The organism is Pseudoalteromonas sp. J010, from assembly GCF_003934235.1.
Lineage (GTDB): Bacteria > Pseudomonadota > Gammaproteobacteria > Enterobacterales > Alteromonadaceae > Pseudoalteromonas > Pseudoalteromonas peptidolytica.
The window spans coordinates 42,481-60,245 of the sequence record NZ_RDBW01000001.1 but is presented as its reverse complement, the minus strand read 5'-3'; the positions used below and the strand labels follow the sequence as shown (position 1 = coordinate 60,245).

Below are 17,765 nucleotides of genomic sequence, written 5' to 3'. Positions count from 1 at the left end.
AGCATCAAGTAAAGGGAAGTGCAAACTTTCCCTTTATATTGAGGTTGTAAAAAGTGGTGGATTCTAGTTCAGCTTTGAGGTTGATCATACAATTCGTTGGAGTTGCGCTGGCTGCGGTGGTAGCATTGGAGTATCAATTGCTTGGGAAAGTATCATGAGCGAATTCAAAGACTACCAGCAAGCTCAATTGCTATTAGAAAAACACGAATTATTTATTGCCCCTGCCGAAGTTCACGGCACTATATCTGGGCTATTGGCCTGTGGCCTGAATATCGAAGACTCTGAGTATTTAGGGTTACTAAGCGATGTATTTAATGATGGTCAAAAATTCTCAGCGCCAATACGGGAATTTTGCATCGACCTTTATAAGCAAGTCGCTGAACACTTCAACGACGGTGAGTTCCAGTTTGAACTATATTTACCGCCGGAAGACGAATCATTGCATGACCAAGCGAATGCCTTGATAGCTTGGGTATCGGGCTTTTTACTAGGCTTTGGTCTAAAGCAAAAAGACTATGGCAAGTTATCTTCAGACGTGAAAGAGGTGATCAACGACTTTAGCGAGATCACAAAACTGGATACCGGCTTTGAAGACTCTAACGAAGATCAAGAAGCATTACTCGAAGTGATTGAGTATGTTCGAGTTTCTACACTGTTGTGCTTTGCCGAAATGGGTAAAGAATCGCAGTCTGTTGGCACATCAAAAACGATACATTAATTATGATTAAAAACAGCGAGTTTGTAGCACGCCGTGCGCGCCTTATTGCAGCACTTGATAATAATGCCGTCGCAATTATTCCTGCGGCTGTTGAATTAACCCGTAGCCGCGATACTGAGTTTCCGTTTCGTCAAGACAGTGACTTTTTTTATCTCACTGGCTTCAAAGAGCCTGATGCGGTTTTAGTATTAACAAAAGACCGCGAGGGCAACGGTCAGTCTACGTTGTTCTGTCGTAATAAAGATAAGGTTGCTGAGATTTGGCATGGTCGTCGTATGGGCTATGAGCAAGCTAAGTCGCAACTTGAACTTGACCATACCTTTGCACTTAGCGACTTAGACGATGAACTACTCAATCTTGTGAATGGCCGCAAGGTGTTGTTCTACGGTCAAGGCACGTACAGCGCATTTGACGACAAAGTATGGCAGTTACTCAGCACACTACGTGGCGCGCCGAAAAAGGGCTATCGCGCACCTGAGATAATCAAAGATGTCCGTCCACTTGTGCATGAAATGCGCTTGTTTAAGTCAGATGCGGAAATCGCCGTGATGCGCGAAGCGGGCAGAATTAGCGCAGAAGCGCACATACGTGCGATGCAGTTTGCAAAGCCTAGTGCGACGGAATACCAGCTTGAAGCTGAAATTCACCATCACTATGCAATGAACGGTGCGCGTCACCCAGCTTATGGCACCATCGTAGGTAGCGGTATCAATGCGACGATTTTACACTACACAGACAATAGCGATGCACTAAAAGACGGTGACTTAGTACTTATCGACTCAGGTTGTGAACTGGAAGGCTATGCGGCAGATATAACTCGTACTTTTCCTGTGAATGGTACGTTTTCGGATGCCCAGCGCAAAGTATATGACCTAGTATTGGCAGCACAATATGCCGCCTTTAACGAGGTTAAACCCGGTGGCACGTTAGTTAAAGCAAATCAAGTCGCGATGAAAGTATTGACTGAGGGACTTGTAGATTTGGGTATTCTTGCGGGTGACGTAAACGAGCTGTTAGATGCTCAGGCATGTAAAGCATTTTATATGCACGGTTTGGGTCATTGGCTTGGTCTTGATGTTCACGATGTTGGTGAATATAAGTTAGACGAAGCGGATCGTCCATTTGAACCTGGTATGGTGCTCACCATTGAGCCTGGTTTGTATTTTGACGAAGATGCGCAAGTTCCTGATGAATATAAAGGAATTGGCATTCGTATCGAAGATGATTTGTTGGTTACAGACACCGGTTATGAAAATTTAACCGCGTTGGTGCCAAAAACCATCACAGAAATAGAAGCATTAATGAATAACTAGTGGACACATTGCGTGCAACAGTTTGATGTCGTCGTGGTTGGCGGTGGTATGGCAGGAGCCAGCGCCGCTATTGCCATGAAAAAAGCCTCTCCGCAGGCAAACATTGCGGTTATTGAAGCCTTCGTACCGAAAGGTAATCAGCACCCGAGTTTTGATGACCGCAGTATTGCACTTGCTGCACAGTCGGTTGCATTTTTGGGCAAGCTAAATCTATTTAATCCCCAGTGGCAATACGTTGAGCCAATCACACAGGTCAATGTTTCTGATAGAGGCCACTTTGGTAAAGCGTGGATCCGGCCTGAAGATTATGCTGAGCAAGCCTTAGGCTATGTGGTTGAAGTCAATCCTTATGGCAGCTTTTTACATGAGCAACTCGCAGGTCTTAACGTCACGCTATTTTGCCCAAATCAGGTGACTGAAATAACACAATGCCCTGAGCAAGTTGTTCTAACGCTTGATAATGGCGAGCAAGTATGTGGTCGTTTACTGGTCGTTGCCGACGGCGCAAACTCTCCTACGCGAACTAAACTCAATATCGGCTTTGATAGCATAGGCTACGAGCAAGGGGCGTTGATCGCCAATGTGCAGATTGACTCAGCTCATGGTGGTCAGGCGTTCGAGCGCTTTACTGAACATGGCCCAATGGCGCTACTGCCAATGAGTGATAACCGTTATTCACTGGTGTGGTGTATGCCTAATGACAAACTCAATGAGTTTGAAGCGATGGCGCCAGCTGAATTTTTGCAAGCATTACAACAAGCCTTTGGTTATCGCGCTGGGCGCTTTGTACAAGTAGGCATGCGAGCCAGTTATCCGCTGGTACTTGGTCGGGTAGAGCAGCTCACGCACCATCGCGTTGTGGTGATTGGCAACGCCGCGCATGCTATTCACCCCATTGCAGGACAAGGCTTTAATCTAGGCCTAAGAGATATTCAAGTACTTACCGCACAATGTCAGGCCGTTGCGCCCGACGAGTGGGGGAGCTTTCAATTTACGCGTGCTTATCAACTGGCGCGAGCGCAAGACATTAACACGGTGATGACATTAACCGATGCGCTCGTTCGACTATTTTCAAACTCATCAAGAACGTTAGCTTTAGGCCGCAGTTTAGGTCTACTCACCATGGCGCTGTCCAAAACAGCAAGAGCGCCACTGGCTAAACAATTGATGGGGTATAAAGGATAAAGGAGTTGGCATGCAACAAGTGCAAGTTTGTATTGTTGGTGGTGGATGTATTGGATTAACGCTGGCGCTGGGGCTTGCGCAGCAAAATATCTCGGTATTAGTGTTAGACAGTGGTGAAAAGCCAGCCCCATTGGCACAAGAATACAGCGCGCGCGTAAGCGCGATAAGCGCTGCAAGCCAAGCGTTATTTGAGCGCTTAGGGGTATGGCCTGATATTAAAGCGCAGCGCGCCGCGGCATATACTCGTATGGATGTACGTGATAAAGATAGCTTTGGTAAAATTGCCTTTGACAGTGAATCGCTAGATTTACCTGAGCTTGGTCATATTATTGAAAATGACGCCATTCGCTATGCGCTGTTAACGGCGCTCGAAGCAGAGCAGTCGGCTAAGCTGATGTGGAACACCAAATATCAAAGCCTGCATCAAACAGATTCTGATGTGCTGTTAACCTTAGCCACTGGTGAGCCGGTGATGGCAAAGTTAGTGGTAGCAGCTGACGGTGCTCGTTCTGCTATTCGTCAGCAGTTTAATATGCCAATCACTTATTGGGATTATGATCACCATGCGCTGGTTGCAACGATAAAAACCGCAGCGCCTCATGATGCAACGGCAAGACAAGTGTTCCTCCCCGATGGACCGCTGGCTTTTTTGCCGCTTGATGACCCATACACTCATTCAATTGTGTGGTCTACCGCACCAGATAAAGCAAAGCAGCTACAAGCCATGTCGGGCGAGGCGTTCAATAAAGCTTTAAGCGCAGCAATTGATATGCAGTGTGGCGTGTGCGAATTGGTTGGCGAAAGGCATGTTTTTCCTCTGACCATGCGCTATGCAAAACAGTGGGTGCAAGGGCGTATCGTTTTGATGGGGGATGCGGCACATACCATTCATCCACTTGCAGGTCTTGGTATGAATCTAGGATTAAAAGACGCTGCGTATCTGATCACTTTGTTATCAGCATCACAAGAGCAATTTGCCAGCACACGGATACTGCGTCAATATGAGCGCAGCAGAAAAGCCGATGCTCAAAAGCACATTGCCATGATGCAAGGGCTTAAAGAACTGTTCGAAGGCAATCATCCGCTTAAAAAGTTAGTGCGCGGAGTGGGTCTAAGCTTGGTCGACAATCTCGGCCCTATTAAGCACCTGTTCGCTAAAGAAGCTGTCGGCGGTAAATAAAAGAAAGATCGCCGCGTAAAGCGGCTCCTACAGAGGTTTTATATTGTTGGTAGGAGCGGGTTTACCCCGCGATCTTTTCCTAAATTAGTATCGCCGCGTAAAGCGGCTACTACAGAGGCTTTATGTTGCCGGTAGGAGCGATTTTACATCGCGATCATTTCAACAATCTCGCCGCATAAAGCGGCTCCCACAAAGGTTTTATATTGCCGGTAGGAGCGATTTTACATCGCGATCTTTTCCTAAAGCAGGCATCACCAACTTTATAAATCCCCAATTCCATTACTTAAATAAATACAATTCCAGTAAGGGTAATCGCCAATCTGTTTTGCCAACCCAGCTCGAAGCGGGTTTGCAACTATGTATCTTGCTTGGTTTTTTAACATGGTGTTATGCAAAATACAGGTGTCATAAAAACCTTTTTGCCATAGCTGCCTAACATTCATTGTTCTTAACTTAGTTGCTATTTTTCCTTTTAACGACTTAATGGTATCAGATAAGGAACACACATCCTTTAGTTGAAACAGAAGATGTAAATGATCGGGCATCAGCGTATAGGCAATTAATTTGATAATGTTATCCTGCTCAAGGTGGTAAATTTCGCGAATAACAACTTGATTGACTGCGAGGTTATTAAAAATAGCGGCTTTGTTTTTACAGCAAATGGTGATTGCATAATATTGACCTGCCGATGAAACCCGACCTTTTCTTAAACGGCAGCTATGTGGCATGACTCTCTCCTTGAGTTCGTTAATAAGTGCTAACGTAAGTATAGGACAAGATCGCCGCGTAAAGCGGCTCCTACAGAGGTTTTATGTTGCTGGTAGGAGCGGGTTTACCCCGCGAGCTTTTCTTGAGTCAGTATCACCGGATTAAAACGCCTGCCAAAGAGGTTTCAGGTTGCTGGTAGGAGCGATTTTATATCGCGACCTTTTCTTAAATCCGCTTCACCGCGTAAAGCACCTGCCACAGAGGCTTTATGTTGCTGGTAGGAGCGGGTTTACCCCGCGATCTTTTAACCTAACCTCAATGCAATAAACTCGGCGAGTTTATCAACGGCATGGGCGGACTCTTGGGTGTTCTTGACTAGGCTGATACCAATTTTCCCGAGCTTGGGTAATATTTGGGTTTGGGTCTGATAAGGCAATTCCGTAGGAACAGTGCTTTTGGCTAGCACAGTGATCCCGAGCCCCTCTTTTAAAGCTGCAGTAAGGCCGGTTAAATCGGCATTACTGTATACAATACGGTATTGCAAGCCAGCTTGTTGCAGCGCTTCAATAGCGCGGCGGCGATAGATACAGCCTTCTGGTGCGGTGACTAAAGTGACAACCGAATGCTGCGCAAGTGATAAATCGCCAACCCAGACCAACTGATCTTGCATAAACACCGGATACTTGGACGAACTGAGCTCTTCGTTAAGCGCCAACACTAAATCAAATTGATCTTGCCTTACCACAGAAAGTAAGTGTTTACTCAGCCTTGATTTAACTTCAAGTGCAACATCGGGATATAAAGACACAAAATCACCAATAATCGAGGGTAAGATCCGCGCTGCAAATTCACTGGGAATACCCAATCGCACTCTGCCTGTGACACTTTCAGAGGTAAATTGCTGAATAATTGCATCGTTTTGCTGCAGCATTTGTTTGGCAAGTGGCAAAAGTAGCTCGCCATATTGATTTAATATCTGCCGCTGTCCTTGTTTTTTAAACAGCTTGCAACCGAGCATGTCTTCTAAGCGTTTAATTTGCAAACTAACAGCGGGCTGAGACAAGCCTAGTAGCTCGCCAGCCTTGGCAAAGCCACCGACATCTACCACAGTGACCAGCGTTCTTAATCCATCAATTGATAAGTTTTTCATATAAGGAAATGCAATTTATAAAACCCAAGTACATTAATATTATTTATCAATTGATAAGTAAATACAATTTGTTGTTGAGTTTGCGCATCCTTATACTTTTGCTCATCGAAATTTCACTAAGGTAGTGCCATGAGCGTCACGCCAATTATCTTTGCAAAGCACCGTCAGGGCAGTGTTCCGGCGCAAAACCATTACAAGCCAACGGATGCTGTTGTGGTGCTGGACTTCAGTGGCTTTGAAACCACGCCTTTTTTAAGTCAAATTCTTACCCTTAATCTAAATAAATTAATGGCGCCAGGCTTGGGCTTTCAGGGCAAGCTAGACAGTGGCGAAAATTTTGCCGTGTACTATTTTAGTGAAACTGCTTACCGTTTTGTTGTCAGTGAAAGAGCTGCCACTGAGCTTGCAACATTGATTGATAATCATGCGGATGAGTTTGATATTGAACTGGTACGTCGTCACGACTTAGCCGCAGCAACCTTAAGTGGTGAGCTTGCGTTTGAGCGTTTGATTCACGACTTTACGTTAACACCAGGCCTCAGGATTTCAGACAAAAATGCCTGTTATGGCAAACAAAGCGGCGAAGTATTTATTACAACCTTGCTGGTGGACGAACAGCAACAATACCAGTTGATTGCACAAGCTGCTGTGTTAGATAAGTGGCAAACAACGCTTACTGATGCTGGTTTTAAACTCGTTTCATAAATTCCGTGCAGTTATCGTAAGTGCGATAACAATAACCCCCTCAGTGCCCAATATAAGTTGCTGAGTAAAAAAGTGAAGGATAAGTATGACTTCTAAAACAGTACTACACGCTAAGCACCTAGAAGCTGGCGCAAAAATGGTAGACTTCCACGGTTGGGAAATGCCAATCAACTACGGCTCACAAATTGAAGAGCACCATGCGGTGCGCCAAGACGCGGGCATGTTTGATGTTTCACACATGACGATTGTTGATATCGAAGGTGTAGACGCTAAAGCATTTCTACAAAAACTAGTTGCAAACGATGTAGCTAAGTTAACAGTGGCAGGTAAAGCGCTATATACCGGTATGCTAAACGAGCAGGGTGGCGTGATTGATGATCTTATCATTTACTTCTTCACTGAAACGCAATACCGCCTAGTCGTTAACTCTGCAACACGTGAAAAAGATCTTGCACACATTAATGCTGTGGCAACCGGTTTTGACGTGACAGTGACAGAGCGCCCTGAGTACGCAATGATTGCGGTACAAGGACCAAATGCGATTGCGAAAACAGCGACTATTCTAGACGAACAACAACAAGCTGCCGTTGCGGGTATGAAACCATTTTTCGGTGTGCAAGCTGGCGAGCTTTTCATTGCAACAACAGGTTACACCGGAGAAGCAGGTTATGAGATCGTAGTGCACAACGACGGTGCTGCGGATTTATGGCAAAAATTATTAGACGCAGGCGTGCGTCCAGCTGGCTTAGGTGCACGTGATACGCTACGTTTAGAAGCGGGCATGAACCTTTATGGCTCTGATATGGACGAAACGGTTTCTCCGCTTGCGGCGAACATGGCATGGACTATCGCTTGGGAGCCAGAGGATCGTGACTTTATTGGCCGTGCAGCTATTACCAAACAGCGCGCAGAAAAAAGCACTGACAAGTTAGTTGGTCTAGTCCTTGAAAGTAAAGGTGTGTTGCGCGGTGGCTCTAAAGTTATCGTAGAAGGTGGCGAAGGTGTTATCACTTCTGGTACATTCTCTCCGACTTTAGGCTTTAGTGTCGCGCTTGCGCGTGTACCTCGTTCAGTTGGCGAGACCGCACAGGTTGAAATGCGTAAGAAACTAGTTGATGTTAAAGTAGTTAAGCCAAGTTTCGTTCGTAACGGCAAGTCAATTATCTAATTTTAAGAATAACATTGGTGTCGCTCACGGGGCGTCATCACAATCGACCAAAGGAACAAAAAAATGAGCAACATTCCTAGCGAGTTAAAGTACGCTACTTCACACGAGTGGGTTCGCGCTGAAGGCAATGGCGAGTACACAGTAGGTATCACTGAGCACGCACAAGAACTTCTAGGCGACATGGTATTCGTTGAATTACCAGACGTAGACGATGAAGTTGACGCGGGTGAAGACTGTGCAGTTGCTGAGTCTGTAAAAGCAGCATCAGACATCTATGCACCAATCGGCGGTACTATCATTGCGGTAAACGAAGACCTAGAAGATGCGCCTGAGACTGTAAACAACGATGCGTACGGTGACGGTTGGTTGTTCCGTATTAAAGCGTCTGACGAGTCAGAATTAGACAATCTACTAGACGCTGAAGGCTACGCAAATTCAATCGACGAAGACTAATTTGTTGATAGTAATAAAAGCCCCTTTTTAGGGGCTTTTATTGTTGCTTTTTGAGCAAGGGTGCTTGCTCAAGGTATGACGAGTTCATACCAACGTTTTTAGAATACTGCCGTTACCAAGGTATCTTTTTTAGATAAAAACAGTATTCACCTTTTTCATTTGGATCATAGGAACCTGGACTAATGTCAAACGCCAAATCTCTTGAACAGTTAGAGCAAAAGCAAGATTTTATCCGTCGCCATATCGGGCCAAGCCCAGCACAGGTGAGTGAGATGCTAAGCGCTCTTGGAGTATCTAGTGTTGAAGAGCTGATCGGTCAAACTGTACCTGCTTCAATTCGCTTAGAAGAGGGCTTACAGATCGGTGAAAGCCGCACAGAAGTGGAAACCCTTAGCTACCTGAAATCAGTAGCGAGCAAAAACAAGGTTTTCAAATCTTACATCGGTCAAGGCTATCACCCAACTCATGTACCTAATGTTATTTTACGCAACGTACTTGAGAATCCGGGTTGGTACACGGCTTACACCCCTTATCAGCCAGAGATTGCGCAGGGTCGCTTGGAGTCGCTACTTAACTTCCAAACGCTGACTATGGACATTACCGGCCTAGACTTAGCCAGTGCGTCACTACTTGACGAATCAACCGCAGCCGCAGAAGCAATGGCGCTTGCAAAACGTGTATCTAAAGCGAAAAAAGCAAACACCTTCTTTATTGCAGACGACGTACATGTACAGACTATTGACGTAGTATCAACGCGTGCTGAGCAGTTTGGTTTTGAAATCGTAGTAGGCCCTGCTAGCGACGCTGCTAACCACGACATTTTCGGCGCGCTCTTCCAATATCCAACAACATCAGGTGAAGTGGTTGACGTTACTGACCTAATCGCACAAGTACAAGAGAAAAAAGCGATTGCCTGTGTTGCCGCAGACATCATGAGCTTAATGCTACTTAAAGCACCAGGTAAACTAGGTGCAGACGTAGTGCTTGGTTCTGCACAGCGTTTTGGCGTACCTATGGGTTACGGTGGTCCACACGCGGCGTTCTTTGCCACGCGTGATGCTTACAAGCGTTCACTACCAGGCCGTATTATTGGTGTGTCTAAAGATCGTTTAGGTAACGACGCGCTACGTATGGCGATGCAAACTCGTGAACAGCATATCCGCCGTGAGAAAGCGAACTCAAACATCTGTACTGCACAGGTGTTACTTGCGAACATGGCTGCGTTTTACGCGGTTTACCACGGCCCTCAAGGTCTTAAGATCATCGCTGAGCRCATTAATCGCCTTGCAAGCATTCTTGCCACCGGTCTTAAAGCAAAAGGCGTGGCGCTGAAGCACGATACGTGGTTTGATACTATTACGGTTAAAGCGGACGACGCTGACAAACAAGCAGTTGTGGCGCGTGCAGTAGCAAAAGGCGTGAACTTTGCTCTTAACCATAACGGCGAATACTCAATTGCAATAAACGAAACCACAACGCGTGCGGACGTAGCTGAGTTATTTGATATTATTTTAGGTGACGACCACGGCCTAAATGTAGATGCGCTAGACGCACAAGTATCAGGCGAGAACATCACAGGTATTCCTGCAAGCTTAGTGCGCGACGATGAAATTTTAACGCACGCGAACTTTAACAGCTATCATAGCGAAACCGAGATGCTGCGTTATATCAAGCGTCTTGAAAACAAAGATTTAGCATTAAACCACTCAATGATCTCATTGGGCTCGTGTACCATGAAGCTAAACGCGACCGCTGAAATGATCCCTGTGACTTGGCCTGAGTTTGCAGAGCTACACCCGTTCTGCCCAATCGACCAAGCACAAGGTTACAAGATCATGATGACTGAGCTGCACGACTGGCTTGTGAACATCACAGGTTACGACGCAGTATCACTACAGCCAAACTCAGGTGCACAAGGTGAGTACGCAGGTCTTATTGCTATCCGTAAGTACCATGAGTCTCGCGGTGAAGGTCACCGTAATATTTGTTTGATCCCAAGTTCAGCGCACGGTACAAACCCAGCGTCTGCACAAATGGCAAGCATGAAAGTGGTTGTGGTTGACTGTGATAAAAACGGTAATATCGATATAGAAGATCTACGCGCGAAAGCCGCTGACGTAGCTGAAAACCTATCGTGCATCATGGTCACTTACCCGTCCACACACGGTGTATACGAAGAGTCTATCCGTGAAGTATGCGACATCGTGCACCAGCACGGCGGTCAAGTATACATGGACGGCGCAAACATGAATGCACAGGTTGGAGTAACTAGCCCAGGTTCAATCGGCTCTGACGTATCACACTTAAACCTACACAAAACATTCTGTATTCCACACGGTGGCGGTGGCCCAGGTGTTGGTCCTATCGGTGTTAAATCGCACCTAGCGCCATTTATGCCTAACCACAGCGTGATCAACGTAGAAGGCACAAACGTAGGTAACGGCGCGGTTTCTGCGGCACCTTACGGCTCTGCTGCTATCCTACCTATCTCGTGGGCATACATCGCGATGATGGGCAGCGAAGGCCTAAAACAAGCAACAGAAATGGCAATCGTAAACGCTAACTACCTAACGGCGAAGTTAAGCGAGCACTTCCCAATTCTATACCGTGGCCGTAACGACCGCGTTGCTCATGAATGTATTGTTGACCTACGCCCATTGAAAGAAGCCACAGGCATTACTGAAATGGACGTTGCTAAACGTCTACAGGACTACGGCTTCCACTCACCAACGATGTCGTTCCCAGTAGCGGGCACACTTATGGTTGAGCCAACGGAGTCCGAGTCTAAGGTAGAAATCGACCGCTTTATCGAAGCCATGGTTTCTATCAAAGGTGAAATCGACAAGATTGCATCAGGCGAGTGGTCTATCGAAGATAACCCATTAGTATTTGCGCCACACACGCAAGCTGACGTACTAAGCAACGACTGGAACCGTGCATATGACCGCCTCGAAGCTGCATTCCCAGTACCAAGTGTAGCAAAAGACAAATTCTGGCCAACGGTAACCCGTATCGACGACGTATACGGCGACCGTAACCTAATTTGTTCTTGCCCCGCAGTTGATACTTACCGCAACGCGTAAGAGGTTGTAAGTCTCGCTTTTGCGCGACTTAGCTAATATTGAAAAGCCGCCCTTTGCAAAAGGGGCGGCTTTTTTGTGGGCGTGGATGTGGTGGAGGCTCGTGTTTGGCTCTTTTCTTGGTGTGTGGGAGCGGCTTCACGCCGCGATGCTACGTCGCTCGTCATCATATCGCTAAGATACCACTCTATGTGCTAATAACTTATTTTCCGATGTGATGGAGAGGGTCAGCTTGTGTTTTGGCAAGAGTGTCAAAAGCAAAATCCAACCCCACTAGATTCCGGGTCACCGTGAAAAGCTCACTTTAATAAAGGCGCAAGTTTTTGGGCTATATTTAAGATCGGATTAGCGATGCTTCCTAGGGTTTCTGCACACTCTTTTATACCTGTTAGACTTAGCTCAAACCACCTTTTATCAGGTTCCTCACTGGTAATTTCATCACTTATACTTTGGGCATTTCTTGCAAGCTTTTTCGCAGTGGATGGGTTTACTTCTTGACTAATTTTATGAATTTCTTCATGGAGTTGTTTTACTAGTCCTTCTATGTTTTTATCTACTATTGACTCGGAAAAATTATTGTTCACTGAATTCGTTACATTTTCCATGTTTTCGGCGATATTCACTATATTTCCATCGCCACCAATAGTTAAACTTTTATCTACCATTATAGCTCCCTCCTTAATTTTTACTATATTATTGATTGTATGCGCATTTCTTCGTTCTTGATATCTTCTAACTTTTTCAAATACTTGTCGTCTAGAGCCCTCATAACGAGAGATAAGTTGCTGGTTACTCGCTTTTCTTACCACTTTTTGAGTTGCTTCGATCGCATTAATAATTTCAGATTGGTCGATTCCATACCAGCTTTTTCTATCTAAGAATTTTATTCGTTTATTAAAATATTCATCTAATTTGTCAACAGAGAACTCAGAAGGTTTGTTTAGAAGTTCACCTCTTTTGATTTGTCTTAAAATTGAATCTAGCACCTCTCTTTCGGCATGGATTCTGGACAAACACATACGTAAACTTCTGATCTGTGAATTAGACGCTGTTCCTTTCTGTAAAATCCAAGTTGAGATGCAACCTTTTCGGACGTTTAGCTTGCAATAAAAAAGCTTGGCACCGTTGATGTTTTTTTCATCGACCTTTACTATCCCAGCTGTTTGTTCAAGTGTAACAGCCAAACTAGCTTCTTCATTTTCAAGCTCTATCAATATAAGAGGGTTGCAGGCTTCCACTAACGGCAAGCTTAAATCAGCTGCAGAGTTAGTACGATTCTGGCTAGCTAAAGCATAATTTTTGGCAAGGTGTTTTCCTTGCAGTATGAGTCCAGATTTCGTAGTTTGACCATTTTTTCCGAAAACTAGAGTTGGCAGCTGGCAAATATCTTGGGCTATTGATAGCACGTCATTGATAGAAAAACGGCAATAATTTGTTCTATTATGCTTAATTTTTTTCCTATGCTGTATACTGAATCCAATTTCAGTGCGCACGACAGCCCAGCCATCATTAAACAATCTTCGATAAGTACACTTTAGTTTGAAGTTTGCATAGCTTCCAGAAAGTCTGTATTTCTCCAGTTCATGAAATTGTATTGCTCTTTTGGCGGTAACAAACTTTAACTCATCAGGCCAAGCCTCATCTGGTTCACTTGTTCTTTCTCTTGCTTCACCAAAGTGGTGGACAAATTGAGGAGTGATTTCAGTCACAGGGTCTGGGAAATCGGGCACTGCACGGCGTAGATTTAAGGTTGGACTGAAAGGTCTTGCGTCCGCTATTGGAAACTGAATAATAGCTTTCATACGAATAATCCTTCAAGGGTAACCCCTTCAGGTATATCCGTCAGGGGGGCCATTCTAACGGTTTCCGTGGCTATTCACAGAATATCCATTCAAATGAAATATTCGTCAAGTAAATTTAATGAAAGTAGGTTTACTTTGATAAGTTTCCTCATTTCATCCGACTCCTTTCAATGCTATCGCATCCTGCGAGTTTTTAACGTTTCGTTATCTTGGATAAATTTTCATTTACTCCTTCGTCGATTAGTTAAAAAGTACCTATAGTTTAACATCACAAGTTTCATATAAACTTTCATTTATACCTCCTTAGTTTGTTAAAGTTTGTCTATACAAGAATGCATAGATTGGTACACATATAAAATGTATACGTTTAGGTTTAGATTGGTCTGCACATACCTGAGCATGAACATACCATTTAGCTTTAACTTGACGGCCTTTCAGAGTCTTCCTGTTGATCGGGTGTCAACACAAAGAAAATCAAGACATCAATAAATTAACAGGGTTTTACTTTTTAAACAATTTAAAATATTTGAGAACCATTACATTCAACCGGATAAATTAAGTAAAAACTTCTAGTCATTGCCTGTATTTTTTGTGTAGACATGAGCTCTATTTTTATGCCTTCATAGGAATTACTTGGTCTTGAGATGTGTTTGTTCAAATAATTTAAAGAAGGTGGGGCATTAGTAAGTAATCGGGTTGTGAGAGGACTTGAGCATGTGAAGCCTTTAGTGTTGCAAGTTATATGTTTTCTTGTAATGGTGATCTACAAAAGCTCGCGGCGTAAAGCCGCTCCTACCAGCTCAACTTCTGCTTGGTGTAAAATAGCTTAGTCCGCTGCTGGTGGTCGGCAAGGCGATATAAAAGTAAAGTTGAAGAGCGGATTTAAAAAAGTCACAGCTACATGTTTTTTGTAGCTTCAGACTACAACCATCAAAAGCTCACAGCGTGAAGCCGCCCCTACACGTGTACTTATCGCCTTAATGGACGGTAATAGGGAGATCGTTTACCACTAATGATTGGCCATTTTGCTGAGCACGAAGAAAGCTCGCAGCCAATACGTCGTTGGGTAAGGTACTGATGTCGTCAACGGTTTCGACCATACAAAATGTAATGGACTCCCAGCCTAAATCTTTAATAAAGGCTTCAAGTTTACCGATGTTATCTTCATAGTTTTCATCTGTGGTTAGCAGGCCGATGGAGTGTTTGTTGCCGGGTTTGTATTTTCCTTGCTGAGCGATGGTGCATTTAGCGTAACCACTCAGCACATAAACGGTATTTGTGTTTTTGTTCATATTGGTGATGTTCTTAAACTAAATTTAATTTTGATTTCAATGCACGTTTCGAACCAAGCTTTTAAATATCCCTACGGCTTTTTATAAATAATTGAAATATAAGTAAAAAGTATTTTTATCTGCTTGTGATCTCAAGGGTGTCAATTTTTTGATTGTGGTTTAGTCGGCGAGGGTAGCGGTGAGGTAGTTCAAAGTTTACTGATGGTATAATAATTACAGGTATTGTCCATTGAGGAGACAGTGCCAAGGCTTCGTTGCTTCAGTGGAGGCGACTTCTAAAGTTATCGCATATTTCTTGTAGCTGGTACGATGAGTTGTTACTCTCAGGCTAAATAGCCTGAGCTGCGGATAATTAATGCCCTCTAGCCGCCAGTTTTAGCGCTAACTCTAGCGATTGGTGCGTAAAGTCGCCTTGCTTACAAGATGTAGGCACCTTAGCGAGAGCAGACGCGGCGTTTTCTTTAAAACCCTCTGGCTAGACAAGGAAAAACTAAGCTGTGTTTTAGTAACAATGAATTGGAGCATGCCTTATCCAAACTTCAGGCTAAATAATCATAATTAGGGGCAATATCATGCAGGAATTTTTCGAGAAGTTCGCAATCAAAACAAAAATCAATGTAGTGTGGGGAGAGATGGATGCGTTGGGGCATGTGAATAACGTGTCTTACTTTCGTTATTTTGAAACTGCGCGTATCGACTTTTTAAAGCAAACTGGGTTACTTGCTATTTTATCAGAGCCGACTCATAGTCCGGTTTTGCGTGATACGTACGCGCAATACAAGCGCCCAGTGACTTTCCCCGACACTTTGCACATTGGTTCATATATTACTGATATCAAAGAAGATCGCTTCACTATGCGCTATGAGGCGTTTAGTGAATCGCAACAGGCAATCTGTACCACTGGGTATGCCAATGTGGTGATGTTTAATATGAAAACAGGCCAAAAGTCGCCAATTCCAGAGAATATGCTGGCTATATTGAAGCAATACGAGATGGACGATAATCAATAGCCGCATAGCGTTTAGTGGTTGTTTGGTATCACTGTTTTGAAAGCGGTTGTGGCGGATAGCCGCCACTACAAGAATACGCTATGATTCTGATATCAAAAAGTAAATACAGCAGCCAATGGCAACATTAACCTCCAAGCAGAATATTAACGCGATAGTCACAGCTATCAAGGCTGAAGAACAAATGCTTCGAGTACGTTACCCAATTTTAAATCAGCAAAATAGCATTGCTATGATGATTTTACTGGTGTCGTTAAGTGCACTGATTGGCGTAGCGCTGCTCTACTATTTTGCCATTATTCCTGCATGGCTATGTGTTCTGTTGGCGGCCTTCATAACTTCAATTTCTCATGAGCTTGAACACGATTTGATCCATAGGCAGTATTTTAGTAACCGTCCGCTGATTTATCATTTTATGATGCTGGCAGTGTGGATGATGCGGCCAAATACTGTCAATCCATGGTATCGAAGACGCATTCATTTACATCATCATAAAGTATCCGGCACAGAGCAAGACCTAGAAGAGCGCTTGGTAGGTAATGGCATTCGGTCTCCTTGGCTACGAGCTGTGGTGGTCAGCGATGGGTTACTTGGTTTGTTAATTAATGCCAAACGGTTTAGTCGAGAAATCAATGATTTTAAATTTTTACAGGTATTTAATGCTGGCTTTCCGTTTGCCACGGCTTATTTTGTGACTTTGTACGGTGTGATTGTCTATTACACTGTGCAATGGGTACAGCCATTTGCATTGCCCAATTGGGGGGCAGAGCTACTTGCGGTTGCTGAGTTTTTCATGGTGGTGCTAATTATACCTAATGTTATCCGTTCATCGTCTTTAAACTTCGTAACATCTTCCATGCATTATTACGGTGGCGTGAGTAACATACTGGAGCAGACTCATGTGATCACCAGTCGCTGGTTTTTACCGTTTCAGTTGTTTTGCTTTGACTTTGGTCGCACGCACACAATTCATCACTTTGTGCCTAATCAACCCTTTTATATTAGACAGTTAATCAGTAAAAAAATACGCCCGATTATGGCGCTGCATGGCGTGCGTTTTAATGATTTAAAGAGTTTAAGGCATGCAAATCATTACCCTGTCGAAAAGTCTGCCGCTAAAAGTTAGACAATTGCTATTACTAAATGTTTTATGGTAGTAAGCGCTTACAAGGGGCGAGGAGCCGTTAATCTTTGGTTACCCAGCTCGCCTTTGCTTGGACAATACTCATGCCAAATGTCGCACGGAATGTGCGGCTTAGGTGTGCGCCATCAGAAAACCCAGCGATGTATGCCGCGTCAGTTGCTGAGCATCCTTTTATTAAAGCTTGTAGTGCGCAGTTTAGTCTGCGCCATAAAAGAAATGGACGCCAAGCTATTCCAACTTGAGCCTTAAAAAGGTGAAGAAATCGGCTTTCACAGAGGTGGAGTGTCTGTGCGACGTCAGCTGCGCGCCAGTGCTTTGGTTTGATACACTCAGCGGCAAAGCAAGTGTTTAACTCGTTGAGTAAGCATTGGATTCGTCTATCTGTAACGAGGCTTTGGTTTAATCTAAGCGAGGTGCTGTCTATCGATAGAGATTGAAAAAGAGGAGATAGACGGTCGTAAGCCTCCTCTTTATCTTTAGGTGAACGCATACTTTTGTCATCACTATCATCAACATGCAAAAAAGGTTGCGCTTTTAATAACGTTGTAAGCTGCTCTCCTAACCTGCTGGTGGGCTCAACTAACACTATCCATCCTTTTTGTATTTTCAGACAGTGGCTTTGTTTTGAAGCAATAATGGTCAAACCATGTAACGTGTTGCCATTTAACTCGTACGTGTGTCCATGTTGCGGCCAGATGACTTGCAGCGCTACATGTTGGTGATAATCCGCGTCTATGTGCGAGCCATAAATAAGCACCACGCCCACGTCTATCCATACTGTAGGTACTATCACAGCATTTGCCCCTTGGGTTGTATTTTGAGTTCCATAGTAATGTGCAGTGAGGCTCCTTACAACTTGC

The 17,765-nt window shown here is 44.3% G+C and carries 15 protein-coding genes; 10 read left to right on the top strand and 5 right to left on the bottom strand.

What is annotated here, in order from left to right:
• The first annotated feature begins 154 nt into the window (after nt 1-154).
• Genes EAG18_RS00245 through EAG18_RS00230 form a run of 4 tightly spaced genes read left to right on the top strand, consistent with a single transcriptional unit; the run spans nt 155 to nt 4,396 of the window.
• Nucleotides 155-718, top strand: a complete 564-nt coding sequence (locus EAG18_RS00245; protein ID WP_125250424.1) for a UPF0149 family protein — start codon at nt 155-157, stop codon at nt 716-718.
• Nucleotides 719-720: 2 nt separating this feature from the next.
• Nucleotides 721-2,031 carry a Xaa-Pro aminopeptidase gene (gene pepP, locus EAG18_RS00240; protein ID WP_125250423.1) on the top strand — a complete coding sequence of 437 codons (1,311 nt, stop codon included), beginning with the start codon at nt 721-723 and terminating at the stop codon, nt 2,029-2,031.
• A gap of 12 nt (nt 2,032-2,043) precedes the next feature.
• Nucleotides 2,044-3,216 (top strand): 2-octaprenyl-6-methoxyphenyl hydroxylase, encoded by a 1,173-nt coding sequence (gene ubiH, locus EAG18_RS00235; RefSeq protein WP_125250422.1) that lies wholly within the window; start codon nt 2,044-2,046, stop codon nt 3,214-3,216.
• A gap of 10 nt (nt 3,217-3,226) precedes the next feature.
• Complete coding sequence (locus EAG18_RS00230; protein ID WP_125250421.1) at nt 3,227-4,396, top strand: FAD-dependent oxidoreductase; 1,170 nt, start codon at nt 3,227-3,229, stop codon at nt 4,394-4,396.
• A 260-nt stretch (nt 4,397-4,656) separates the two neighbouring features.
• On the opposite strand, the gene EAG18_RS00225 is transcribed toward EAG18_RS00230, so the two are convergent.
• Together EAG18_RS00225 and EAG18_RS00220 are read right to left on the bottom strand one after the other, a co-directional pair.
• A complete protein-coding gene (locus EAG18_RS00225) occupies nt 4,657-5,124 on the bottom strand; it encodes a transposase (RefSeq protein WP_125250420.1) in 468 nt (155 codons plus the stop codon).
• 284 nt (nt 5,125-5,408) lie between these two features.
• Nucleotides 5,409-6,254: a LysR family transcriptional regulator gene (locus EAG18_RS00220; protein WP_125250419.1), complete on the bottom strand. Its 846-nt coding sequence runs from the start codon at nt 6,252-6,254 to the stop codon at nt 5,409-5,411.
• Nucleotides 6,255-6,383: 129 nt separating this feature from the next.
• Here EAG18_RS00220 and EAG18_RS00215 point away from each other — a divergent pair, with 129 nt between their 5' ends.
• From EAG18_RS00215 to gcvP, 4 genes are all read left to right on the top strand, one after another.
• Entirely contained in the window at nt 6,384-6,959 is a 576-nt protein-coding gene (locus EAG18_RS00215; protein WP_125250418.1) for a hypothetical protein, read from the top strand.
• Nucleotides 6,960-7,044: 85 nt separating this feature from the next.
• A complete protein-coding gene (gcvT, locus tag EAG18_RS00210; RefSeq protein WP_125250417.1) occupies nt 7,045-8,127 on the top strand; it encodes a glycine cleavage system aminomethyltransferase GcvT in 1,083 nt (360 codons plus the stop codon).
• A gap of 63 nt (nt 8,128-8,190) precedes the next feature.
• A complete protein-coding gene (gene gcvH, locus EAG18_RS00205; protein ID WP_125250416.1) occupies nt 8,191-8,580 on the top strand; it encodes a glycine cleavage system protein GcvH in 390 nt (129 codons plus the stop codon).
• A gap of 182 nt (nt 8,581-8,762) precedes the next feature.
• Nucleotides 8,763-11,663 carry an aminomethyl-transferring glycine dehydrogenase gene (gcvP, locus tag EAG18_RS00200; protein WP_125250415.1) on the top strand — a complete coding sequence of 967 codons (2,901 nt, stop codon included), beginning with the start codon at nt 8,763-8,765 and terminating at the stop codon, nt 11,661-11,663.
• A gap of 296 nt (nt 11,664-11,959) precedes the next feature.
• On the opposite strand, the gene EAG18_RS00195 is transcribed toward gcvP, so the two are convergent.
• Both EAG18_RS00195 and EAG18_RS00190 read right to left on the bottom strand, forming a co-directional pair.
• Complete coding sequence (locus EAG18_RS00195; RefSeq protein ID WP_125250414.1) at nt 11,960-13,462, bottom strand: hypothetical protein; 1,503 nt, start codon at nt 13,460-13,462, stop codon at nt 11,960-11,962.
• A 977-nt stretch (nt 13,463-14,439) separates the two neighbouring features.
• On the bottom strand, nt 14,440-14,754 hold the full coding sequence (locus EAG18_RS00190) for a hypothetical protein (RefSeq protein WP_125250413.1): 315 nt from the start codon (nt 14,752-14,754) through the stop codon (nt 14,440-14,442).
• Between the two features lie 572 nt (nt 14,755-15,326).
• Here EAG18_RS00190 and EAG18_RS00185 point away from each other — a divergent pair.
• Nucleotides 15,327-15,764: a thioesterase family protein gene (locus EAG18_RS00185; RefSeq protein WP_125250412.1), complete on the top strand. Its 438-nt coding sequence runs from the start codon at nt 15,327-15,329 to the stop codon at nt 15,762-15,764.
• A 115-nt stretch (nt 15,765-15,879) separates the two neighbouring features.
• Nucleotides 15,880-16,887, top strand: a complete 1,008-nt coding sequence (locus tag EAG18_RS00180; protein ID WP_125250411.1) for a fatty acid desaturase — start codon at nt 15,880-15,882, stop codon at nt 16,885-16,887.
• A gap of 58 nt (nt 16,888-16,945) precedes the next feature.
• Here the strand turns inward: EAG18_RS00180 and EAG18_RS00175 are convergent, their stop codons facing one another.
• Nucleotides 16,946-17,698 (bottom strand): helix-turn-helix domain-containing protein, encoded by a 753-nt coding sequence (locus EAG18_RS00175; RefSeq protein WP_275557196.1) that lies wholly within the window; start codon nt 17,696-17,698, stop codon nt 16,946-16,948.
• Between the last annotated feature and the right edge of the window lie 67 nt (nt 17,699-17,765).

Excerpts from the sequence above, each read along its gene's own strand:
- EAG18_RS00245 (WP_125250424.1), top strand. The coding sequence starts at position 155 with ATGAGCGAATTCAAAGACTACCAGCAAGCTCAATTGCTATTAGAAAAA.
- pepP (WP_125250423.1), top strand. The coding sequence starts at position 721 with ATGATTAAAAACAGCGAGTTTGTAGCACGCCGTGCGCGCCTTATTGCA.
- EAG18_RS00230 (WP_125250421.1), top strand. The coding sequence starts at position 3,227 with ATGCAACAAGTGCAAGTTTGTATTGTTGGTGGTGGATGTATTGGATTA.
- EAG18_RS00225 (WP_125250420.1), bottom strand. The coding sequence starts at position 5,124 with ATGCCACATAGCTGCCGTTTAAGAAAAGGTCGGGTTTCATCGGCAGGT.
- EAG18_RS00220 (WP_125250419.1), bottom strand. The coding sequence starts at position 6,254 with ATGAAAAACTTATCAATTGATGGATTAAGAACGCTGGTCACTGTGGTA.
- EAG18_RS00215 (WP_125250418.1), top strand. The coding sequence starts at position 6,384 with ATGAGCGTCACGCCAATTATCTTTGCAAAGCACCGTCAGGGCAGTGTT.
- gcvT (WP_125250417.1), top strand. The coding sequence starts at position 7,045 with ATGACTTCTAAAACAGTACTACACGCTAAGCACCTAGAAGCTGGCGCA.
- gcvH (WP_125250416.1), top strand. The coding sequence starts at position 8,191 with ATGAGCAACATTCCTAGCGAGTTAAAGTACGCTACTTCACACGAGTGG.
- EAG18_RS00195 (WP_125250414.1), bottom strand. The coding sequence starts at position 13,462 with ATGAAAGCTATTATTCAGTTTCCAATAGCGGACGCAAGACCTTTCAGT.
- EAG18_RS00190 (WP_125250413.1), bottom strand. The coding sequence starts at position 14,754 with ATGAACAAAAACACAAATACCGTTTATGTGCTGAGTGGTTACGCTAAA.
- EAG18_RS00185 (WP_125250412.1), top strand. The coding sequence starts at position 15,327 with ATGCAGGAATTTTTCGAGAAGTTCGCAATCAAAACAAAAATCAATGTA.
- EAG18_RS00180 (WP_125250411.1), top strand. The coding sequence starts at position 15,880 with ATGGCAACATTAACCTCCAAGCAGAATATTAACGCGATAGTCACAGCT.